Annotated in this window: 16 protein-coding genes; 6 read left to right on the forward strand and 10 right to left on the reverse strand. The window is 71.0% G+C overall.

Annotation, left to right across the window (positions count from 1 at the left end):
* Positions 1 to 9: 9 nt before the first annotated feature.
* Entirely contained in the window at positions 10 to 1380 is a 1371-nt protein-coding gene (locus AB0H82_RS06305) for a wax ester/triacylglycerol synthase family O-acyltransferase (RefSeq protein ID WP_362989396.1), read from the reverse strand.
* 538 nt (positions 1381 to 1918) lie between these two features.
* Between AB0H82_RS06305 and AB0H82_RS06310 the strand changes: the two genes are divergently transcribed.
* From AB0H82_RS06310 to AB0H82_RS06325, 4 genes are all read left to right on the forward strand, one after another.
* Entirely contained in the window at positions 1919 to 2146 is a 228-nt protein-coding gene (locus tag AB0H82_RS06310) for a type A2 lantipeptide (protein WP_362989660.1), read from the forward strand.
* A 136-nt stretch (positions 2147 to 2282) separates the two neighbouring features.
* Positions 2283 to 3089: an HlyD family efflux transporter periplasmic adaptor subunit gene (locus tag AB0H82_RS06315; protein ID WP_362989398.1), complete on the forward strand. Its 807-nt coding sequence runs from the start codon at positions 2283 to 2285 to the stop codon at positions 3087 to 3089.
* Positions 3086 to 5368: an NHLP family bacteriocin export ABC transporter peptidase/permease/ATPase subunit gene (locus AB0H82_RS06320; protein ID WP_362989400.1), complete on the forward strand. Its 2283-nt coding sequence runs from the start codon at positions 3086 to 3088 to the stop codon at positions 5366 to 5368. Before AB0H82_RS06315 ends, AB0H82_RS06320 begins: the two co-directional genes overlap by 4 nt.
* 1 nt (position 5369) lies before the next feature.
* A complete protein-coding gene (locus AB0H82_RS06325; protein WP_362989402.1) occupies positions 5370 to 8219 on the forward strand; it encodes an NHLP bacteriocin export ABC transporter permease/ATPase subunit in 2850 nt (949 codons plus the stop codon).
* A gap of 6 nt (positions 8220 to 8225) precedes the next feature.
* Here the strand turns inward: AB0H82_RS06325 and AB0H82_RS06330 are convergent, their stop codons facing one another.
* From AB0H82_RS06330 to AB0H82_RS06345, 4 genes are all read right to left on the reverse strand, one after another.
* Positions 8226 to 8633 (reverse strand): peptidase inhibitor family I36 protein, encoded by a 408-nt coding sequence (locus AB0H82_RS06330; protein ID WP_362989404.1) that lies wholly within the window; start codon positions 8631 to 8633, stop codon positions 8226 to 8228.
* Between the two features lie 103 nt (positions 8634 to 8736).
* On the reverse strand, positions 8737 to 9957 hold the full coding sequence (gene glgC / locus AB0H82_RS06335) for a glucose-1-phosphate adenylyltransferase (RefSeq protein WP_362989406.1): 1221 nt from the start codon (positions 9955 to 9957) through the stop codon (positions 8737 to 8739).
* 28 nt (positions 9958 to 9985) lie between these two features.
* The gene (glgA, locus tag AB0H82_RS06340; protein WP_362989408.1) at positions 9986 to 11152 is read right to left on the reverse strand and encodes a glycogen synthase; all 1167 of its coding nucleotides are present in this window, start codon (positions 11150 to 11152) and stop codon (positions 9986 to 9988) included.
* 47 nt (positions 11153 to 11199) lie between these two features.
* Complete coding sequence (locus AB0H82_RS06345; RefSeq protein WP_362989410.1) at positions 11200 to 11955, reverse strand: (2Fe-2S)-binding protein; 756 nt, start codon at positions 11953 to 11955, stop codon at positions 11200 to 11202.
* 246 nt (positions 11956 to 12201) lie between these two features.
* Between AB0H82_RS06345 and AB0H82_RS06350 the strand changes: the two genes are divergently transcribed.
* A complete protein-coding gene (locus AB0H82_RS06350; protein ID WP_362989412.1) occupies positions 12202 to 13266 on the forward strand; it encodes a DMT family transporter in 1065 nt (354 codons plus the stop codon).
* Between the two features lie 35 nt (positions 13267 to 13301).
* Here the strand turns inward: AB0H82_RS06350 and AB0H82_RS06355 are convergent, their stop codons facing one another.
* The 5 genes from AB0H82_RS06355 to panD form a co-directional block, all read right to left on the reverse strand.
* Positions 13302 to 14543: a transglycosylase family protein gene (locus AB0H82_RS06355; RefSeq protein WP_362989414.1), complete on the reverse strand. Its 1242-nt coding sequence runs from the start codon at positions 14541 to 14543 to the stop codon at positions 13302 to 13304.
* Positions 14544 to 14676: 133 nt separating this feature from the next.
* Positions 14677 to 15657: an acetylxylan esterase gene (locus tag AB0H82_RS06360; protein WP_362989416.1), complete on the reverse strand. Its 981-nt coding sequence runs from the start codon at positions 15655 to 15657 to the stop codon at positions 14677 to 14679.
* Positions 15658 to 16384: 727 nt separating this feature from the next.
* Positions 16385 to 16603 (reverse strand): hypothetical protein, encoded by a 219-nt coding sequence (locus AB0H82_RS06365; protein WP_362989418.1) that lies wholly within the window; start codon positions 16601 to 16603, stop codon positions 16385 to 16387.
* 509 nt (positions 16604 to 17112) lie between these two features.
* Entirely contained in the window at positions 17113 to 17775 is a 663-nt protein-coding gene (locus tag AB0H82_RS06370; RefSeq protein ID WP_362989420.1) for an aspartate/glutamate racemase family protein, read from the reverse strand.
* On the reverse strand, positions 17772 to 18200 hold the full coding sequence (gene panD, locus AB0H82_RS06375) for an aspartate 1-decarboxylase (RefSeq protein ID WP_362989422.1): 429 nt from the start codon (positions 18198 to 18200) through the stop codon (positions 17772 to 17774). The genes AB0H82_RS06370 and panD overlap by 4 nt, the downstream gene beginning before the upstream one ends.
* Before the next feature lie 1139 nt (positions 18201 to 19339).
* Between panD and AB0H82_RS06380 the strand changes: the two genes are divergently transcribed.
* A complete protein-coding gene (locus AB0H82_RS06380) occupies positions 19340 to 22924 on the forward strand; it encodes a LamG-like jellyroll fold domain-containing protein (RefSeq protein ID WP_362989424.1) in 3585 nt (1194 codons plus the stop codon).
* The last annotated feature ends 15 nt before the right edge of the window (positions 22925 to 22939 follow it).

Below are 22939 nucleotides of genomic sequence, written 5' to 3' on the forward strand. Positions count from 1 at the left end.
AGTGGAACTTTACGTAGCGGCGGGCCCCGTCACCAAACCCGCTTCCTGGGCGCATGCCGCGACGAGGCCGTCGATCTCGTCGCGCACGCTCTGCGCGAGCAGCTCCAGATCGGGTACGGCGGCGGCGTCCGCGACCAGGCCGTAGTGGACCCGGCCCCGGTAGGTGGAGACGGCGACGGCGAGCGACTGCCCCCGGGCGAGGGGCGCAAAGGGGTAGACCTCGGTGAGCCGGCAGCCGCCGAGCCGCAGGCCGATGCCGGGCAGCGGGACGCTGGTGACGAGGATGTCGAAGAGGAGCCGCGCGGCCTGGGCGACGACGGGGCCGCCGATCCGGTGCCCGAGCGACGGCACGTGCTCGGCGAGCAGCGCCACGGCTCCGGCGCCCCGCTCCGGCCCCGCCTCCTTGTTCCGGTCCATGGCGGCGCGTACGGCGCGCAGCCTGTCCAGGGGGTCCTCGTGGCCGACGGGGAGCCGGACCAGATAGCCGGAGAGCCGGTTGCCCGGGGGCTGCGCGGAGCGCGGGCGGCGCCGCGAGACGGGGATGAGGGCGCGCGGCTCGACGCCCTCGCTGCAGTCGCCGCGCTCGTCGAGCCAGCGGCGCAGGGCGCCGGCGACCACCGCGATCAGGACGTCGTTGACGGTGCCGCCGACGGCCTTGCGCACCAGGTGCACGTCGTCCAGGTCGAGGACGACTCCGGCGGTGCGGCGGGTGCCGGAGGCGGCCGCGGTGAGCGCGGCGCAGGAGCGTATGCCCAAGGTGGCGCGCGCGACGGACGTACCGATGCCGATGGCCTGCCCCAGGTCGGCGACCGTGCCGCGGACGCGGTCGGGCAGGGTGCGCGGGTCCAGGAAGGACCAGCGGGAGGCCGCGGGGGCCGGGGGCCGCTCCCGGGCGGTGGGGAGGTCGACGGGGTCGAGGAGGGCCGCGCCGAGGGTCAGCGCGCGCAGCCCGTCGGCGAGCGCGTGGTGGAACTTGAAGATGACCGCGTAGGACGTGCCGTCCGCACCGGGCAGCACGTGCGCCTCCCACGGTGGCCGCCCGCGCTCCACCGGCCGCCGCATCAGCGCCCCCGCCGCGGCGTGGAAGTCCGCCACGGGCGCCGCGAGCCGTACGTGCTCCAGCGGGTCGAAGGCGGGCGCCGGTACGCGCACCGCCCCGCCGACGGGCACCAGGACGGACCGTATGCGCATCCGAAGTCCCGGCACGGCCGCCGCACGGGCCGCGAGCAGGTCGGCGGCGCGGTCGGCCGCGCCGGGCCCGTCGGCCTCGAAGACGCCGAGCGCGCCCAGATGCATGGGGTGTTCGGCGGTCTCGATGTTCCAGAAAGCCAGGTCGAGAGGTACGAGCAGGTCGGAGCTCTGCACAGACGATGAAGTCACGGACTCGCTCTCGCGTCGAGGACGGGGCGGTGCGGTGCGGTGCTGGCGAACGAGAAGTCAACCGCTCCGGGCAACTACGGTCAAGTACGGTCAAGTTACGCAGAGTTAACAACACATTAAGACGTCGCCCGCAACGCACCGGGGCCCCGCCCGCGGGAACGCCCTGCGCACGTCTTCAATAAACCTGCACATCGAATACGCAGTCCGGTCACGCGATTCATTCCTGGCGTCGCCCGAATTTCCGTGCACCGGCCACAGAGCGCACTCTTCGGCGCGCGCGTGTCCGATTTGTTGAAGGGAGTCCCGCCATGCCCTCGATTTCCTTCTGTGAATCTTGTGAAGGAGCTGCCGCCACGCGGTGAAACCGCCTGCACGCAGCGGTGATTCAGCACCTCACCCGTGCCCGACGGTCGCTCCGTCGATTGGATGTACGAGCTGCGAACGTGCTTTGATCCTGGCTCGCCGCGGAATTCGAATCCCCAGGTTCCGCGGAGTGGGAAACACTTATGCACCATTCATGAGAAGGGCAGCTCACACCATGAACAACGTCCCCCAGGTCGAGACCCTCGAAATTTCCGACGCCGACCTCGACAACGTCTCCGGTGGCCTCGTCGCCGGTGTCGCGAGCAACGTCACCAACACCGTTGACTCCATCGCCCCGGTCTCGGGCGTCGTCGCCGGCGTCGTCGGCACGGTCGAGGGTGCCACCGGCATCAACACCGGCGCCGTCACCGGCCTGGCCTCCGGCCTGACCGCCGGTCTCTGAGCCTCTCGCTCATCGAGACGCCATGATTCGTGAGCCCCGGAGCCTCTGGTTCCGGGGCTCACGGACGCCACAGGCACAGTCGCCACGGGTTCAGGCGCAGGCACAGCCGCCACAGGCACAGTAAGGGAAGCGTTCCGTGCAGTTCCGCCAACAGGCCCTGTCCAAGCTGCAGTCGCCCGAGGAACTCGACCTTCCGGTGCGCTACGCCCGCCCCCAGGGCCTGCTCGTCCTCGCCGTCACCCTCGTCGTCATGGCCGCCGCGAGCGTCTGGGCGGTGACCGGCTCGGTCTCCTCCACGCTCCGCGCGCCGGGCATCCTCACGCACGGCCGGGGCAGCTACGTCCTGCAGAGCCCCGTCACCGGTCAGGTCACTCGCGTCCTGGCCGAGGAGGGCAAGCGCCTCGCCACGGGCGCTCCCGTGCTCAAGGTCCGTACGGAACGGGGCGACAAGGTCGTGCGCGCGATCGCCGCGGGCCGCGTGACCTCGCTCGTCGCCAGGATCGGCACCGTCGTCACCACCGGCGCCGACGTCGCCACCCTGGAGCGGGTGGCGGGCAGCCACGACCCACTGCTCGCGACGGTCTATGTACCCGCGGACAGCGTCGCCACCGTCCCCGTCGGCGCCTCGGTGGATCTCACCGTCCAGTCCGTGCCCACCCAGGAGTACGGGACGCTGCGCGGCCGGGTGCAGGCGGTCGGGCGTGCCGCGCAGACCCGGCAGAAGATCACCGCATTCCTCGGCGACAAGGAGCTGGCCGGACAGTTCACGAAGGACGGGCCGCCCGTCGCCGTACTCGTCCGGCTCGACAAGTCGTCCGGCACCGCGTCCGGCTACGCGTGGTCCACCGCCGACGGGCCGCCCTTCGCGCTCGACTCCATGACCCCGGCCACCGGCGCCTTCCACCTCGCCGAGCAGCGCCCGATCGATTGGCTGCTTCCGTGACCGCACCACACCCCTCCCCCACACCCCAGCAGCAGCTGCCGCCCCCCGGCGGCCGTCGCAGGCACCGCCCCGAGCCCCAGCGGCGCGGCCGCCGCGCGGCACCGCGGCCCGCGTCGAAGGGCAGGCGGCCGAAGACCGTCCGCACGCCCACCGTCCTGCAGATGGAGGCCGTGGAGTGCGGCGCCGCCGCCCTCGCCATGGTCCTCGCGCACCACGGGCGGCACGTGCCCCTGGAGGAGCTGCGCATCGCGTGCGGCGTCTCCCGCGACGGCTCACGGGCCAGCAACGTCCTGAAGGCGGCGCGCAGTTACGGCCTGACGGCCAAGGGCATGCAGATGGAGCCGGCCGCGCTCGCCGAGGTCAAAGCGCCCGCGATCCTCTTCTGGGAGTTCAACCACTACGTCGTGTACGACGGCATGGGGCGCCGCCTCGGCCGCCGCGGCGTGTACATCAACGACCCGGACAAGGGCCGCCGCTTCGTGCCGTCGGAGGACTTCGACACCAGCTTCACCGGGGTCGTCCTGGTCCTCGAACCAGGCGACGGCTTCCGTCCGGGCGGCCGCAGGCCCGGCGTCCTGAAGGCCCTCCCCGCCCGGCTGCGCGGCACCACGGGCACGATGCTCGCCGCGCTCCTGGCCAGCCTGCTGCTCGTCGCGGTCGGCGCGGCGCTGCCCGCGCTCAGCCGGACGTACATCGATCTGTTCCTGATCGGTCATCAGACCTCGTTGCTGGGCGCGTTGTTCGCTTCGATGGGCGCGATGGTCGCGCTCACCGTCGTCCTGACCTGGCTGCAACAGGCCAACCTGCTGCGCGGCCGCATCATCTCCTCCACCCTCGGCAGCGCCCGCTTCTTCCGCCATCTGCTGCGCCTGCCCGTCACGTTCTACGCCCAGCGCTCCCCCGCCGACCTCGTGCAGCGCCTCGCCTCCAACGACGCGGTCGCCGAGACCCTGGCCCGCGACCTCACGGCCGCCGGGGTCGACGGCATCGTCGTACTCCTCTACGCGGCCCTGCTGTGGACGTACGACCCACAGCTCACCCTCGTCGGCGTCGGCATCGCCCTGCTGAACATCGTGGCGATGCGCGTCGTCATCCGGCTGCGCGCCACCGGCACCCAGAAGCTCCGCGCCGACAGCGCCAGGCTCACCAACACCTCGTACACCGGCCTGCAGTTGATCGAGACCATGAAGGCCACCGGGGGCGAGAACGGCTACTTCCGGCGCTGGGCAGGACAGCACGCCACCACCCTGGAGGAGCAGCAGCGCCTCGGCGTGCCGAGCGCCTGGCTCGGGGTCGTCGCACCGACTCTCGCGACCCTCAACAGCGCGCTGATCCTGTGGATCGGCGGTCTGCGCGCGGTCGAGGGGCATCTGTCGATCGGGCTGCTCGTCGCCTTCCAGGCCCTCGTCACCCGCTTCACCGCGCCGATCACCCGCCTGAACGGCGTCGCGGGCCGCATCCAGGACTTCGCCGCCGACGTCGCCCGCCTCAAGGACGTCGAGAACTTCCCCGTCGACCCGCTCTACTCCCGCCCCGAACCGGCCGCCAGCACCCGCCGCCTCAAGGGCCACATCACCCTCGACGACATCACCTTCGGCTACAGCCCGCTCGACAAGCCGCTCCTGACCGGCTTCTCACTGTCGGTCGGGCCGGGGCAGCAGGTGGCGCTCGTCGGCGGGTCCGGCAGCGGCAAGTCGACCGTGTCGCGGCTCATCTCGGGGCTCTACAGCCCCTGGGAGGGCACGATCCGCATCGACGGGCAGCGCCTGGAGGACATCCCGCGCGGCGCGCTCGCGGCCTCCGTCTCCTTCGTCGACCAGGACGTCTTCCTCTTCGAGGGCACGATCCGCGACAACGTCGCCCTGTGGGACCCGTCGATCCCCGACGACGCCGTCGTCACCGCTCTCAAAGACGCCTGCCTGTACGAGGTCGTGGCCCGCAGGCCCGGCGGCATCCACGGCCGCGTGGAGCAGGACGGGCGCAACTTCTCCGGCGGGCAGCGCCAGCGCCTGGAGATCGCGCGCGCCCTGGTCCGCCGCCCGAGCATCCTCGTCCTCGACGAGGTGACCAGCGCCCTGGACGCCGAGACCGAACAGGTCATCATCGACAACCTGCGCCGCCGCGGCTGCGCCTGCGTCGTCATCGCCCACCGGCTGAGCACCGTGCGCGACAGCGACGAGATCGTCGTGCTCGACCACGGCCGGATCGTGGAGCGCGGCCGGCACGAACACCTCGTCGCCGCCGGCGGCCCCTACGCCGACCTGGTCAAGGAGCACTGAGGTGACCTCACCACCGGAGCAGCACGCGTACGACGCGGTGGGCACCGCCTTCGGCGCGCTCGGCACCCCAGCCGACTGCACGGGGCTGCGCAGCGTGCACCTGGAGGGTCCACACGTGCTGTGGCTCGTCGTGGCGGGCGCGCTCGACCTGTTCGCGGTCGACGCTGTGCAGCAGGGCCACTGGCACTACCTCGGCCGCCTCGAACCGGGCGCGCTGCTCCTCGGCCCAGTTGAAGGACCCCAGCACACCCTCGTCGGCCGCCCCCTCCAGGGCTGCGAGCTGCGCCGCATCCCGCTGCGCGAGCTGTACCGCCCCGACTACGGCGACACCTGGACGTACGAGCAGCAGTACCCCACCCAGTACGACACCCAGGACGCGGCCCTGAGCCTCCTTGAGCACGCCTTCGCGCTCGGCATCGGACGCGGCCACCGGGTCCTGTTCGAGGCGCCGCTGGACGGCCGCACGGTGGGCGACGACGTGGTGGCCGACGACGACATCCTCTGGATGCCGGTCGCGCCGGGCAGCGTGCAGTACGGCTCCGCCTACAGCGCGGAGGCGGCGGGCGACCTGCTCGTGGACGCCGCGATGTGGCAGCGCATGGTCAACCAGCAGTACCGGCTGCTCGCCACCCTTGACCGCTGGATCGAGCGCCTGGAGCGGGCGCACGAGGACCGCACGGCGGCCGGCATCAAGGCGGGCGAGAGCGTCCGCGAGCAGGCCGACCGCACCCTCATCGCCTCCATCGGCCGCTCGGGCGGGCGCGGCGCCCGCCGCACGGAGTCCCGCGACGGTCACGACGCGACGTACGCCGCCTGCCGGCTGGTCGCCGAGGCAGCGGGCATCACGCTGTCCGGCGTCGCCGAAGGCGGTGCGGTGAGCGACCGGATCGATCCGGTGGAGCAGGTCGCGGTGGCCTCGGGCATCCGCACCCGCGCCGTCCGGCTCGACGGCCGCTGGTGGCGCGAGAACGCGGGCCCGCTCGTGGGGCACCGGGCCGCGAGCGGCACACCGGTCGCGCTGCTGTGGCGGCGCGGCGGATACGAGTCGGTGCACCCCACGTCCGGGCGGCGCACCCGCGTCGGCGCGGCCAACGCCGACGAGTTCGAACCCCAGGGCGTCATGTTCTACCGTCCTTTGCCCGAGCGGCCGTTGACGCCTTGGCGGCTGTTCCGCTTCAGCCTGCGCGGCACCGGCGGCGACGTGCGCAACCTCGTGCTCGCCGGTCTGGTGACGGTCGTGATCGGCGCGCTGGTGCCGGTCGCGACGGGCCAGGTGCTCGGCGTGTTCGTGCCGAACGGCGAGAAGAGCCTCATCGTCCAGGTCTCCCTGGCCGTCATGATCACCAGCATCGTCTCGGCGGCGTTCATGCTGCTGCAGAACCTCACCGTCCTGCGGATGGAGGGCCGCATGGAGAGCGCGCTCCAACCCGCGGTGTGGGACCGCCTGTTGCGGCTTCCCACGCGCTTCTTCGCCTCCCGCTCCACCGGTGAACTGGCGAGCGCGGCGATGGGCGTCAGCGCGAGCCGCCGGATCCTGTCGGGGATCGGCCCCGTCGCCCTCCAGGCCGGCTCGGTCGGTGCGATGAACCTGGTCCTGCTGCTCCTCTACAGCGTCCCCCTCGCCCTGGCCGCGCTCGCGATGCTCGCCGTCATCGCCGCCGTGTTCCTCACCCTCGGCCTGTGGGAACTGCGCTGGCAGCGGCGTCTGGTGGAGCTCGGCAACAAGCTGAACAACCAGGCGTTCCAGAGCCTGCGCGGACTGCCCAAGCTCCGCGTGGCCGGGGCGGAGAGCTTCGCGTATGCGGCGTGGGCGGGCGAGTTCGCGCGCAGCCGCGAGCTGCAGCGGCGGGCCGGCCGCATCAAGAACCTCACGACGGTCCTCAACTCGGTGTATCTACCGCTCTGCACACTGATCATGTTCGTGCTGCTCGCGGGCCCGGCCCGGGGCAGCCTGACCGCGGGCGAGTTCCTCACCTTCAGCACCGCCGTGACGATGCTCCTGACGTCCGTCACGCAGCTCACCGGCGCGCTGATCTCGGCGGCCGCGGTGCTCCCTATGTTCGAGCAGATCAAGCCGGTGCTCGACGAGGCGCCCGAGGTGCGCGCCGGGAGCACCCAGCCGGGTGAGCTGCAGGGCGCGATCGAGGCGCGCGGCCTGTCCTTCCGCTACACCGACGACGGCCCGCTGGTCCTGGACGACGTGTCACTGGCGGTCGAGCCCGGCGAGTTCGTGGCCGTCGTCGGCCCGAGCGGCTGCGGCAAGTCGACGCTGCTGCGCCTCCTGATCGGCTTCGACGAACCGGTCTCGGGCAGCGTGCTCTACGACGGGCAGGATTTGTCGGCGCTCGACCAGTCGGCGGTCCGTCGGCAGTGCGGTGTGGTGCTGCAGAACGCGCAGCCGCTCACCGGCTCGATCCTGGACTGCATCTGCGGCGCCGAGTCGTTCACGCAGAAAGAGGCGTGGGAGGCCGCCGCAATGGCGGGGCTCGCCGAGGACATCAAGCGCATGCCGATGGGCCTGCACACGATGATCTCCGGCGGCGGCGCGGTCTCCGGCGGCCAGCGCCAGCGCCTGATGATCGCCCAGGCCTTGATCCGCCGCCCCCGCATCCTCTTCTTCGACGAGGCGACGAGCGCCCTGGACAACGAGACTCAGCGCACGGTCATCGACAGCACCCGCGCCCTGAACGCCACCCGCATCGTCATCGCCCACCGCCTCTCCACCGTCCTGGACGCCGACCGTGTCGTCGTCATGTCGGAGGGCCGCATCGTGCAACAGGGACCGCCCGCGCAGCTGTTGGCCGACGCGGGCGGCCGGCTGCACGAGCTGGTGCGGCGGCAGCTGCGGTGAGCGCGTTCAGCCGTCCTCGCCCGGGGGCGTGCCGCAGCTCGGACCGCCAGGGCCGTCGAACTGCACCGAGCTGAAGAAGTCCTGGTACGTGGGGAAGAAGTTGCCCTTGCCCGTCGGGCCTGCGGAAGTCACGGCCGTACAGCCGGTGTAGTGCGCGTCGGACCAGAGGTAGATGGTCGAGGACGTGCGGTTCCAGTCCGACTTGGCCCGGTCGTCCATGCCCAGCGCCGCGAGGTCCGGAGTGTTCCCCCTGAGCGTGATCATGTCGCCCGTCCCGTCGAGGCCGGAGAACATGCAGTAGTAGCCGTCGGGGCACCGGTCGTACCCATCGGCCGCGTGCGCCGTGGAGACCGGCACGACGGCGGCGACCACGGCGGCCACCGCCACGAGCGGCGTAAAGAGCCTTTTCCTCATCACCATTGTCTTCCCCCACGCAGAACCGCCCTTGTCGCCCAAGACTTGTCGACCTGCTCGGCGAGCCGCCATCCCCCACACGAGGGATACGTGGGCGCGGGGCTCACATCGGTACGGTCTGCCCCTTGCCGAGGGCGATCACCCCGCCCTTCGACACCGTGTAGAGCTCCTCGTCCCGCTCCGGATTGACCCCGATCGTGGCGCCCGGCGGTACGTCGACGTTCTTGTCGAGGACGGCGCCGCGCACCACCGCGCCCCGCCCGATCCGTACGTTGTCGTGCAGCACGGAGCCCTGGACGACCGCGCCTTCCTCGACGGTCACGCCGGGCGAGAGGACGGAGCGGGTGACCTGGCCGCGGATGACGCAGCCGGGGCTGACGATCGACTCGCCCGCGATGCCGCCCGCGCAGAACTTGGCGGGCGGCAGGCCCCCGGAGTGCGTGTAGATCGGCCAGCGCCGGTTGTCCAGGTTGAAGACGGGCTGGTCGGAGATGAGGTCCATGTGCGCTTCGTAGTACGAGTCGAGCGTGCCGACGTCGCGCCAGTAGCCGTGGTCGCGCGGAGTCTCGCCGGGTACGTGATTGTCGTCGAAGTCGTACACCTGGGCCATGCCGCGCTCGGTGAGCAGGGGCAGGATGGAGCCGCCCATGTCGTGCGCCGACTCCTCGTCCTCGGCGTCCTGCTGGAGGGCGTCGACGAGGGTCTTGGTGGTGAAGAGGTAGTTGCCCATCGAGGCGAAGACCTGGCTCGGGTCGTCGGGCAGCCCCGGGGGGTCGGTCGGCTTCTCCAGGAAGCGCTCCACCTTCGTCCCGTCGCGTCCGGGCGTGATGATGCCGAACGACGGCGCCTCGGCGCGCGGCACCCTGATCCCCGCGACGGTCACCGCCGCGCCGTTCTCGATGTGCTGCTGGAGCATCTGCCGCGGGTCCATGCGGTAGACGTGGTCGGCGCCGAACACGGCGATGTAGTCGGGCTGTTCGTCGTGGACGAGGTTGAGGGACTGCAGGATGGCGTCGGCGCTGCCCAAGTACCAGCGGGGGCCAAGGCGTTGCTGGGCGGGCACGGGCGTGACGTAGTTGCCGAGGAGGCTCGACATGCGCCAGGTCGTCGTCACGTGCCGGTCCAGGGAGTGGGACTTGTACTGCGTGAGGACGCAGACGCGCAGGATGTCGGCGTTGACGAGGTTGGAGAGCACGAAGTCGACGAGGCGGTAGGTCCCGCCGAACGTGACCGCTGGTTTGGCCCGGTCGGCGGTGAGCGGCAGCAGCCGCTTCCCCTCCCCGCCGGCGAGGACTATTCCGAGCACCGAAGGTCCACCGCGCATCCCAGCCCCCTGTTTGGTCGGCTATCGGCTATCTGTCGGCGTGCAGGATCTTCTCGTACACCTCGACCGTGCGCCGGGCCACCGCGCCCCAGCCGAATTCGCCGAGCGCGCGGTCGCGCCCGGCCGCGCCCATCGCCGCGGCCCGTTCCGGGTCGGTCGCCACTTCGTTCAGGAGCAGCCCGAGTTGGCGTTCGAAGCCTTCGGGGTCAGTTTCGTCGTACGGGACGAGTACCCCGGTCGCGCCGTCCCGAACGACTTCCGGGATGCCGCCGACCCGGGAGGCGACGACGGCGGTGCCGCACGCCATCGCCTCCAGGTTGACGATGCCCAGCGGCTCGTACACGGAAGGGCAGACGAACACGGCGGCGTGCGTGAGGAGTTGGACGACCTGCGGGCGCGGCAGCATCTCGGGGATCCACCGGACGCCCGCCCGGCTCCTGCCCAGCTCCTCGAAGAGGGTGCGGAATTCGAGGTCGATGCCGGGGGTGTCGGGCGCTCCGGCGCACAGGACGAGCTGGATGCCGGGGTCCAACTTCCGTGCGGCCCGCAGCAGATGGGGGACGCCCTTCTGGCGGGTGATGCGGCCGACGAACAGGACGTACGGCCGCCCCGGGTCGACGCCGAGGCGCTCAAGGACGTCGGTGCCGGGGTCGGGGCGGTACAGCTCGGTGTCGATGCCGTTGTGCACGACGTGGACCTTCGCCGGGTCGACGGCCGGATAGCAGGCGAGGATGTCGTCGCGCATCGCGCCGGACACCGCGATCACGGCGTCGGCGGCCTCGGCCGCGGTGCGCTCGGCCCAGCACGACAGGGCGTACCCGCCGCCCAGCTGCTCGGCCTTCCAGGGGCGCAGCGGCTCCAGGGAGTGCGAGGTCATGACGTGCGGGATGCCGTGCAGCAGTTTGCCGACGTGGCCGGCGAGGCTCGTGTACCAGGTGTGGGAGTGGATGAGGTCGCGGTCGGCGAGCGCCGCCGCCATGGTGAGGTCCACGGAGAAGGTGCGCAGCGCGTCGTTGGCCCCGTCGAGCGCGGGACACGCGCTGTGCCGCACGAGCCCGTCGGCCGCGCCCTCCCCCCAGCAGTGCACGTCGAGGTCCGTGAGGGAGCGCAACTCCCGTGCCAGGAACTCGACATGGACGCCGGCGCCGCCGTAGACGTCCGGCGGATACTCCCGGGTGAGCAGGCCCACCTTCACGTAGCACCCTCCGTCGTCCGTCCGATGCCGGCCGCGCCACCTCATGGTCACCCAGACGCGGCTCCGGGGGAAGACCGCTGCGGCGGGCGGTCGAAGCAGCAGTCGCCGCACAGCCCGCCGCCGGGGCACCGGTAGTAGAGGCAGCAGCTGCGGCGCCGGAACGCCGTGCCCCGCAGGGTGCCGGTGCCGCGCAGGTCGGGGTGGTCGAAGAGCTCGGCGGCCAGGCTCAGGGCCCGCTCCCCCACGTCCGCGCGCCCCGATCGCGCGGCCCAGCCGTGCAGTTCGCGCGCCGCACCGGCGAGCGCGGATCCCGCGTTGCCCCACAGCAGCCCGGCGGAGATCCGGTACCGCGCTCGCAACGCCTCGGACAGCGGCCCCAGATGGCCGTACTGCACGACGTCCCGGATGGTCCCCGCATCGCCCGGCAGCGGGTGTACGCCGGTCAGCCACAGGTCGTCGGGCGAAGTGCCGTCGGCGTCCCAGCCGAGCAGCGCGGGGTCGAGGTCGGGCACCCGGCCGAACAGCGCGGCGGAGCCGAGCGCCACGGACCAGAGCCGCGCCGCGAGCCCCAGCTGCGCCACGGACACCGCGATGCGGTCCTCCGGGGCGCCGAGCCGCCGCGCGACTTTGCCGACCCGGAAACCGATCGGATCACCGGATTCCGAACCGGTCGGATCACCGGGTTCCGGAAGCCCGTACACCGTTGCCAGCGGCCGGACGCCGCGGTCGTGCGCCGGGCTCACACGCAGGGCGAAGAAACCGCCGACGGAGCCAAGTTCTGCCAGGTCAATGAGGGTGGTCACGGGAGAAGTACAGCAAGCCGCACGGCGCCGCCCGCCCCTGGGGTGCCCATGAGGTCACTCTCCGCGCCCAGTACGTAACCCCTCCTGGGGAGGACACGGCAAGGGCCGTACTCCATCGGCAGTAGGACCAATTGCCTGCTCAGGTACGACGACTTAAAGGGATTCCCGCGTCATCGTTGTCAGTATGGAAGCAGACCGTTCGCCGGACCGGGATCACCGGGAGCACCGCACCCCGCGGAGCACATCATGAGTGCTCTGGCGCTTTCCGTGGTGCTGTCCCTCGTCTCAGCCGTGGCGTACGCCGGCGGGGCGATCCTGCAGGAGCGGGTGGCGGCGACGACGCCCGACCAGCGGTACGCGCCCCTGCGCCGCGGCGCCTGGTGGGCCGCCATCGCCCTGAACGGTCTCGGCGCGCTGCTGCACGTGGTGGCGCTCGCCTACGGCCCGCTCAGCCTGGTCCAGCCGCTCGGCGCGCTGACCATCGTGTTCGCCCTGCCGATGGCGGCCGTGTTCGTACGACGCCGGGCCGGGGCCACCGCCTGGCGGGGCGCGCTCATGGCGACGGTCGGGCTCGCCGGGCTCCTGTCGCTCACCTCGACGTCCGACTCGCAGACGCTGGCCGACGCGGAGCGCATCATGCTCGGCCTCGTCACGGGCGGCGGCGTGGTCGCGCTGACGCTGGCGGCACACGCGGTGCACCGGCACCCGGTGGTGCGCAGCGTGCTGCTGGCCTGCGCGGCCGGTGCGGCGTTCGGCATCGCCTCGGTGTTCACGAAGACGGTGGCGGTGGACTGGGACCAACGCGTCGGGCTCGTCGAGCAGCTTCCCACCCTCGGGGCGATCGCGGTGCTCGCGGCGGCCGGCCTGCTGCTCTCGCAGGCCGCGTACCGGGGTGCGGGGCTCGCGGCACCGCTGTCGACGGTGACCGTGGTGAACCCCGTGGTCGCGGCCGCGGTCGGCCTGACCCTCTTCGGAGAATCCTTCCGTCACGGCGCCACCGGCACCGTCCTCGCGCTCGGCAGCGGTGTCGTGGCCGCCTGCGGTCTGATCCTGCTGACGACCGAGCGGATCGCCCGGGAGGCGGCGGCGACCGTCACCGTGGCCGAGGGCGGCCCGGCACCGCGAGGCGGCCCTTCCGCGGCGCGGCCGGGTGCCGGGACCGCTGCCGACGAGACCGCTGCCGACGCGGGGGACGGCCCTGGCACGTGCCCCGCCGACGCGCTGCCCGCGGTGCCGTCGCAGCAGCCCTCGGCGGCCCACCGCCGGACGCGCCCGCGGCAGCCGAGGCGCCGCGAGCGCATGGTGTCCTGACGGCTCCTGGACGGTCTCGATCCGTACGGGGTGTGTCAGATCCGTACGCCGCGTGCCCGCAGGTAGGCGAGCGGGTCGATGTCGGACCCGAAGCCGGGCCCCGTCCGCACCTCGAAGTGCAGATGCGGGCCCGTGCTGTTCCCGGTGGAACCGGACCGGGCGATGCGCTGCCCGGCGCCGACCTGCTGCCCCGCCTTCACGGAGAGCGCCGACAGGTGCCCGTACTGGCTGTACTTCCCGTCGGTGTGGCGGATGACCACCTGGTAGCCGTAGCTGCCGCCCCAGCCCGCGGAGACGACCCGGCCCGCAGCGACGGACTTCACGGCCGTCCCGGTGGGCACGGCGAAGTCGACGCCCGTGTGGTAGCCCTTCGACCAGGAGCTGCCCGCGGCACGGTACGGCGTGCTGGGCGAGGCGGCGACGGGGGCGGAGGCTCCGGACGTGGCCCGCTCCGCCTGCGGCGCGGAGGCCCGCGGGGCCCGCTGCTTCTCGCGCTTCTTCTCGGCGGCCGCCTTTTCGGCCGCCTGCTTCTCGGCGGCCCTGCTCTCGGTGGTCTTCCGGTCCGCCGCCTTCTGCGGGGCACGCTCCTTGGTGCCGCCCGTCCCATGGACGGAGAGGCGCTGCCCCGGTGTGATCAGGTCCGGGTCACCGCCGATGACGCGCCGGTTGGTTTCGTACAGGCGCTGCCAGCCGCCCCGGACCCGGCGTTCGTCGGCGATCCCGGAGAGGGTGTCGCCGTGGACCACGGTGTACATCTCGGCGCTGCCCGCGGCGGACTGCGGGGTCACCTCGGGCTTGACGTCCCGGACGTCGCGCCCGGGCCGCTCGGGCTTGCCGGGGGCCTTGGCCGGCGTCCTGGCCGGTGCCGCCTTGCCGGGGCTGACGTCGGGCGCACCGCCGCCCCGGGTGAGGCCGGCCTTCGTCGAGCAGACCGGCCAGGCGCCGGGGCCCTGCGCGTCGAGGACCTTCTCGGCGACGGCTATCTGCTGTTCCTTGGTGGCGCGGTCGGCCCGCGAGGCATAGGCCGTGCCGCCGTACGCCTCCCAGGTGGACTGCTTGAACTGGAGGCCGCCGAAGTAGCCGTTGCCGGTGTTGATGCTCCAGTTGTTGCCGGACTCGCAGGCCGCCACCTTGTTCCAGGTGCCGACGTCGGCGGCGCCCGCGGTGCCCGTGAGGGTCAGCGGGAGCGCCATGCCGGCGCCGCCCGCCGTGACGGTCAGCGACGCACGGTTGATGCGGTTCGGCTGATACCGGCGGTGCCGGCCCCGTACGGCCATTGGGAGCCCCCTCGGACACACGTCATCACGGATTGCACACAGCGGACACACGACAAGCCCGCAAGTTAGCCGGTTGACCAATCCGTGACAAGGGCGCAGAGCCGAGGGGGAGTTGAACAGACGACGTTATTCGTCAGCCCCTCAAGTGCTCCTGCAGCCACCGGAGTTGCACGCCCTGCTGGTAGGGACCGCCGCCCTCGTGATCGTTGAAGGCGTACACCTCCATGGAACGCTCGCTCCCCGCATACGCGTTGAAGGCGGCGAACACGGTGGACGGCGGGCAGGTCTGATCCTGGAGGGCCGCGGAGAAGAGAGCGGGCGCACGCCCCCGGGCGGCGAAGTGCACGCCGTCGAAGTACGACAGGGTCTGGAAGACACGTTCCCGGCCATCCCTGCGGGCCTTCAGGTAGGACGCGATCTCGCTGTAGGGCAGCCGGTCCGTGAGGGTCGTCGCGCGCGGGAAGTCGCAGAGGAAGGGGACGTCGGGCGTGACGGCGGCCAGGTCCGGCACGAGTCCGCCGACGGCGAGGGCGAGTCCGCCGCCCTGGCTGACGCCGAGCACGGCGACCCGTGCGGCGTCCACGAGCGGATGGGCGCGGGCGGCCTCGACGGCGCGCACCGCGTCGACGTACAGGCGCCGGTAGTAGTAGTCGTGCGGGTCCTCGATGCCGCGCGTCATGAACCCGGGGTGCGCGGGTCCGCTGCCCACGGGGTCCGGGGTGTCTCCTTGCGCCCATCCCCCGCTGCCCTGCCCGCGGGTGTCCATCACGAAGTGCGCGAACCCGGCCGCGGCCCACAGCAGGTGCATGTGCGGCAGCCCACGGCCGCCGCCGTACCCGATGTACTCCACGACGGCGGGCAGCGGCTCGCCGTCCTCGGCACCGGCGGGCAGAACCAGCCACCCCTTGACGGGATGGCCCCCGAACCCGGCGTACGTGACATCGAGGACCCGCACGCCGGTCAACGGCAGCTCCACCGCCTCGAACCGCGCGTCCAGCTCGTGCGCCCGCGCCTCCAGCAACGTCTTCTCCCAGAAGGCGTCGAAGTCGTCGGGCTCGGGCAAGTCGGGCCGGTAGCGGCGCAGTTCATCGAGGGGCAGGTCGAACTGAGGCACGGGCGACTCCTCCTGAGGTCCTGGGTCATGGCCTGGAAGGGTTCACGCTATGCCAGCTGATCTCCGCCCGACAGGGAGTATTCCCGGCCAGGGGCGGTGAGCGAAGGGTGCCACCACCAGGGGGCGGGGGCGGGGGCTGCCTCCACGGGGTGGGGGCCCGGTCGTGGGCGCAGGCGGGCGTCCACGGGGTGGGGGCCCGGCCGTGGAGGCAGGCGGGCCTCCGCGGGGTGAGGGCCCGGCCGTGGACGCGGGCGGGCGTCCACGGGGCGGGGATCCAGCCGTGGACGCGGGCGGGCCTCCGCGGGGGGGGCGACCCGGCCGTGGACGCAGGCGGGCCTCCACAGGGGTGGTGACCCCGCCGATGACCCAGGCGGGCGCGGACCCACCGGCCCACGCCCACCCTCCCCCTCATCCTCTCCCTTCGCTCAGCGCATCGGCCCCGGCTGGGGCTCCGGCGCCGGGTCGGGGCCCGGCGGCTGAGGGATCGGGGACGGTGGCGGCTCCGGGCTGGGCCGCGGCTCGGGGTTCGGCACGGGGTCCGGGTTCGGGAAGGGCCTCCCCGGCTCCGTCGGCGGCACCGGGTCAGGGTCCGGGAAGGGCCTGACCGGCCCCGGCTTCGGTGCGGGATCGGGGAACGGTTGAGTCATTGCACTCCTCCAGCCAGTGGTACGCCAGCGGCTCCTCCCCGCGTACCCGACGCCCCCGCCCCCAAGCCTTCCACGGTTCCTCACACGCTGCCCGCGACCGACGGCCACCCGAGCGCCGCGCCCGTGGCGGACGGCCGTCCCGGCGCCGCGCCCGTGGCGGACAGCCGTCCCGGCGCCGCGCCCGCGGCCAACCGCCACCCCAGCGCCGCGCCGTGGCCGGACGGCCACCCCGGCTCCGTGCCATGACCGAACCACCACCCGGGCACCGCGCCATGGCCGAACCACCACCCGGTCGCCATGCCCGCAGCCGACCGCCACCCGAGCGCTGCACCCGTGGCCGATACCCACCCGAGCACCGCGCCCGCGGCCGACCACCACCCAGCACCACGCCCACGCTCGACCACCACCCGACACCGCGCCCGCGGCTGAACCGACACCCAAACGCCGTGCCCGCGACCGGCTGCCACCCCAGCACCATGCCCACAGCAGACCGCCACCCAGCACCACGCCTGCGACCGACCGCCACCCCGACACCGCGCCATGGCCGAACCGGCACCCGGGCACCATGCCCACGACCGAACCGCCACCCGAGCTCTGCGCCCGTGGCCGATGGCCACCCGGGCGCCGCGCTCGCAGCCGACAACCACCCTGGCGCCAAGCCCGCAACCGACCGACACCCGGCCCCACGCCTGCGGCCGTCCGCCACCGGAGCACCACGCCCGGCGCCGAGCGCCACCCGGGGGCAGCCACGAACACAGCGCCAGCCAGGACCCGCCGGCCCAGAGGCCTACCCGGGCCCTACCCGGGTCTACACCCCAGCCAGCGCGGCCGCCTCCGCGAGGCCGAGTCGGGGGCTGGACAGCACCGGTACCCGCGCCCGGACGTCCGGGACGAGCCTCTCCGCCCCCGCCATGGAGGCCTGCGCCAGCACGATCGCATCGGCGTCCCGTACCCCGCGCACCGCGCGGGCCACGCCCTCGGCGTACCCCTCGGAGTCCCCGGCCTCGAACCGCGCCCAGACCTCGTCGATCACCTCGACCCGCACCGACACGTCCCGCCCGGCGCGCCGGGCCTCCTCCTCGACCAGCGCCGAGGTCGGCCCGACCGTGGACGCGACCGTGGCGAGCACGACGACCCGGGGTCCCGCGGCGACGGCCGCGGCCGCCATGGGCCGGTCGACCCGCACCACGGGAATCCCGAGGTCGGCGCCCACGGTCTCGGCGATTCCCCCGATGGTGGAGCAGGTGCACAGCACGGCGGCGGCCCCGCCCTCCGCGGCCCGGACGAGACCGGCCCGCACGTCGGCGACGACTGCCTCCGGCCCTTCCTCCCGCGCCCGCGCCAGGAGGTCCGCCACCACGTGGTGGCGCAGCCCGAGCTCCGGGTGCTCGGCGTCCCGCAGCTCTTCGAAGACGGGCACGTGAACGGATGACGTGTGCAGGAGCCCCAGCGTCACCGGGCGGCCGGTCACGCGGAGACCGTGCGGCTCAGCGGGTTGCGCACCATGTCGGTCTCACCGGGCACGGGCTCCGCCGCGTCGTCGCCGAGAGCCACCACACGGTTGTCCTCGTCGACGTGCACGACCCGCGGTCGCAACGCCCTGGCCTCGGCGTCCTCGACCTGGGCGTAGCTGATGATGATCACTTTGTCGCCGGGGTGCACGAGGTGGGCGGCGGCGCCATTGATCCCGATGACCCCGCTGCCGCGCTCACCCTCGATGGTGTACGTCTCCAGACGCGCACCGTTGGTGACGTCGACAATGTGGACGAGCTCACCGGGCAGCAGATCGGCGGCGTCGAGCAGCTCCGCGTCGATGGTGACGGACCCCACGTAGTGCAGGTCGGCCTGGGTCACCGTGGCACGGTGGATCTTGGACTTGAAGAGAGTACGCAGCACTTTGGACTCCTGTAAGACGGCTCCCTGCCAGCTTTTTGCAGGTCAGGGGCGCCTTCCAGTGTACGTCGGCATGCCTTCGACACGAAGACTTTCCACAACCTCACGCGCCGCAGCAAGTAGGCTGGCTTCTCACCTGTGCGGTTTGCGTGAATAACCTGCCGCACAGCCGTCGCCCGAGCTCATGGCCCGCCGCACCTCCTCGTCCAGCCCGTCGACCGCCGCCAGCTCCGCCGTGAGCTGCTGCGTCGAAAGCGTCGCACCCGCCGACGATGGGGCTCATGTCGTACTTCTCTGCGACCGGGCCTTCGAGATCACCGACGGCGCTCACCACAACCGGGACCAGCACGTCACGCCGGCGTCCGCTACGACGGGAGAACGCACGCTTGGGCGCCTCTCCCAACTGGTCGAACTGCCCGTGGGCCACTCTGCCTGAGAAGAAGCCGCAGCATGCCCAAGCGCACCCCGAGAAGAAGGCCCGTCGCAAGAAGCAGGGGAACCACGCCTGAAGGCCGGTCAAGGCTTCATACCCGGCGAGCACCTTTGCCTGCTTGACCAGACAGCCGTGGCGGTACGGGAATTGCCTGACAGTCTGGCGGTGACGGCGCTTGTGGCACCCGTGGGGAGGATGAGCAGAGGCTTGTCACCGCTTGGTGGTGCCGTCCAGGACCTTCATGTTCTTACCGTCCCTGGCCCTGCAGGAGGACGCTCGCACGCTTGAAGGGATCAGCATGATCGCCGGCGGGCCTCGGCACCGAGGGGGACCATGACGTCCTGATCCTCGACAACATCGCGCAGCGCTGCAGTTGGATACTGCCTACCCTCCGCTTCCCAGCATCGGAGATGCTGCCGTGACTCTCGCACCGCGCCAAGACAGGCCTGGAGCGCAACGAGGCGACAACAGCATCGTGACCGCGTGCCCCCCGGCAGGGCACGCTCGCGCGCAACGGAAACGATCGTGGCGCACATCACGTCAGTAGCGGTCCCAGAATGGGAACTCTGCTCTCTTTTGTCAGAAGAAGTGCCACCTGGTCTAGACCCATCCTCCCGGATACCTTCACATCTCGAATGATCTTCATTGAATTCTCAGATTGTGGGGGAACATGGAACGGCGAAGACGCCGTTGGGGAGCGGCACGGGGGGTGACGGCTGCGGCGTTGCTCGCGCTGGCTGGACTCACTGGGGAGGCCGCGATGGGCGCGGCTTCTGCGGCAAGTGCCGCCAATGAGCAAGCAGAGGCCGAAGAGTCGGCTTCGCGCGACCCTGCTGATGCTGCGCATCGAGGCAAGGCATTTTGGGAGGACGACGGGCTTCCGCCCGTGTCCGAGGAGCAGAAGGCGTCTCGGACTGCTGTGTCCTCGGGGCAGCGCGCTGAGGTCAAGTCGCTCACCACGGCAACCAGTCAGCTCTTCGCCAATCCTGATGGCACGTTCACGGTGGAGGCGTCCACCGAACCGGAGCGCGTCCGTAAGGGCGAAGCATGGGTACCGGTCGACACCACGTTGATCGAGCGCAAAGACGGTTCCCTCGCACCGCGAGCGGGCGAGGACATCGAACTGTCCGGTGGCGGCACTCGCGAGCCACTGGCCCGGCTGGCAGCCAACGGCAAGGAATTTGCGGTTTCTGCGCCGTGGGACTTGCCGAAGCCGACAGTTCAGGGGTCGACCGCGGTGTATTCCTCCGTGCTGCCGGACGTGGACCTCGCCGTGACGGTCACCTCCGATGGCTTCACGTATCACCTGGTCGTGCACTCTCGAAAGGCAGCGGCCAATACGGAACTGAAGTCCGTCAAATTCCCCGTGACGGCCAAGGGTCTGTCGTCCCGCGCGACTTCAGAAGGATCCGCTGCGTTCGTCGACTCGGGTGGTCGGCCTGTAGTGCACAGTGGTGCGGCATTGATGTGGGACTCGGCCGCGGCTCCCGCAACTCCTGCTTTCCAGGCTCTCTCCAAAGTCTCACGGTCCAGCGTGGTCACCGGCGCCACGACCGACGCGCTCAGCGCCGGCGCAGGGTCCCGGACCGAGGTCATGGATGTGACGATTGCGGACGACGCCCTCACCGTCGTGCCCGATCAGCAGTTCCTGGCCGATGAGAAGCGGGTCTATCCGGTGGTGCTTGATCCGCCTGCGGTCAAGGCCACGCTGACCAGCTGGACCACCGTGTGGTCCGATTCTCCGAAAACGAGCTTCTGGAAGACCTCCCACGCACTGGGGGTGGGATACGACGCCTATGTGGACAACAAGAAGGCGCGCTCGTTCTTCCAGTTCGACACGCGCAAGGTGTCCGGAAAGAAGATCATCAACGCCACGTTCACAGCGTATGAGATCTGGTCCGCGAACTGCGACAAACGCAACGTCGAGCTATGGCGTACGGGACAGATCTACGGCTCGACCACCTGGAGCGAGCAGCCTTCGTGGAAGTCTGAGGCGGACACCGTCTCGGCCGCGAAGGGACACTCCTCGTCGTGTCCGGACGGTGATGTGGAGTTCGATGCCACGTCTGCCGTGGCATACACGGCCAAGGCGAAAGCCACGCTGACCACGCTCGGCCTGCGGGCCAGTGAGTCGGACCCGATCGCATGGAAGCAGTTCATGTCGCCGACCGACAAGGACGCGACATCGTCGAAGAAGCCTCGCCTGTCGATCACTTACGTTTCGGTGCCGACGGCGAAGCCGTCATCGGTCAAGATGTCCGATCCGAAGGTGTCCTGCTCGGCGTCAGGCAGTCCCGCAATGATCAGGGATGCGACGCCGCGGCTGACGGCAACTCCGACTTCGGCCGATGGATCGAACGCGACGGTGAGGCCGAACTTCGAGCTGTACAAGGACGGCAGCGCGACGGCTACCACACTCAAGCCCTCGGCATGGACGGCCAGCGGTACGGCCGGCACCGTGGTCACCTCGTCCCTTGCCGAGAACACCACGTATCGGTTCCGCGCCCGCACGGAGTACAAGTACAGCTACGGCGGCAAGACGGACTATCTCTACGGCCCCTGGTCCAGCAGTTGTTACTTCAGGGCTGACACACACGGTCCCGCTGCGCCGACGATCAGTTCGAGTGTCTACACCGAGTGCGTCGGTGATACCTGCGAGGGAGACGCGCAGGACGGCAGTGTCGGGATGACCGGCACGTTCCTGATCAAGGGCTCCAGCGATGTGCGTCGCTACGACTGGTGGCTGAACGGGGTAAAGGCAGGCAGCAAGACGTTCACCGTCAACATGCCGGTCCATGACATCAAGGTGACGCCGGACAAGCGGCTCACCAACACCCTGCGGGTACAGACCTTCGACGCGGCAGGAAACGCTGGAAGTACCACGGACTATCTGTTCAACGTCGCCAGAGCGGCTGATCCGGTCGGTGTGTGGAAGTTCGACGAGAGCAGTGGGACCACATCGGCGAATGCCGCGGGTGACAGCAATGCTCTGCGTCTGAGTAAGGCGGCATGGACGGCCAAGGCACGCCACGGTGCCGGATTCAAGGCCGATGGCACGGCGACCGCCGCCACCTCGGGCCCAGTTGTCGACACCACGAAGAGCTTTGCGGTCTCGGCCTGGGCCAAGCTCGACTCCAAGTCCTCGACCGCGACCGTCCTCAACCAGAACGGTGCGAAGGTCGGCGCGTTCCAGCTCTACTACTCCAGCGCATACGACAGGTGGGTCTTCAACCGCTACGACCAGGATTCGAATACCGAGTCGACGGCCATTCACCGTGCCATGTCCTCCAAGCCCGGGGTGGCGGGCGCCTGGACCCATCTGCTAGGTGTGCAGGACCTGCAGAAGAAGGAACTGCGTCTGTACGTCAACGGTCACTTGGAAGACACCACCGGTTTCTCCAACGCTTGGGCGGGCAACGGCGCCTTCGAGATCGGGCGCTTCACGAGCAGTGACGGGCCCTCCAGTCCCTTCACCGGTGACATCGACCAAGTCCAGGCTTACAACCGCGTCGTCTTCCCCGACGAACTGTGGGCGCTGGCGAACATCGAGAATCCCGATACAGGCCACCCGCAGGCACAGCTCCTGGCGGATTGGTCCCTCGACGAGACATCCGGCACCACTGCCGCCGATGGCTCGGGGCGAGGCAACCAGCTCAGTCTCAAACCCGGAGCGGCCTTCACCGCCACCGATGATCCGGCCCACGGCAACGTCGTGGAACTGGACACGGCCGCGGAGGGGCATGCCACGGCAGGGGTCGAACTGGACAACTCCGGCAGCTTCACGGTCGCCGGCTGGGTGAACCTGGCAGCCCAGTCCAAACTGGACGACACCACCGTGGCGCACTCCCCCACGCTGTTCGCCCACCCCGGAGCCAAACGCAACGCCTTCCGCCTGTGGTACCGGCAAGAGGCCGGTCAGAACGTGGGCGACTGGAACTTCGGGGTCTTCGGCACGGACGTACTCGGCGGACCCGCCTACGAGGCAGCATCGGACGAGGTGAACCCACCGGACGGATGGGTGCACGTAGTCGGTGTATACGACTCCGCTGGCCAGTCCGCCAAGCTCTACGTCACCGGCGAGCGCCAGGGCGACGAGGAGGGCGTCCTCGTGAAGGACACCTTCCAGCCGACCGGCCCACTGATGATGGGCCGTGCCCGGCGCCACGACACCGGTGAGTTCGGCAACCTGCTCCCCGGCCAATTCGACGACCTCCGCGTATACGCGGGCGTGCTGTCCGAGGCCGAGATCACTCAGCTGGCCACCGTCGACGAGCCACCGGTGCCGATCGAGTAACCACACGGGCTCCAC

It is taken from the genome of Streptomyces sp. NPDC050732 (assembly GCF_040654255.1).
Taxonomy (GTDB): Bacteria; Actinomycetota; Actinomycetes; order Streptomycetales; family Streptomycetaceae; genus Streptomyces.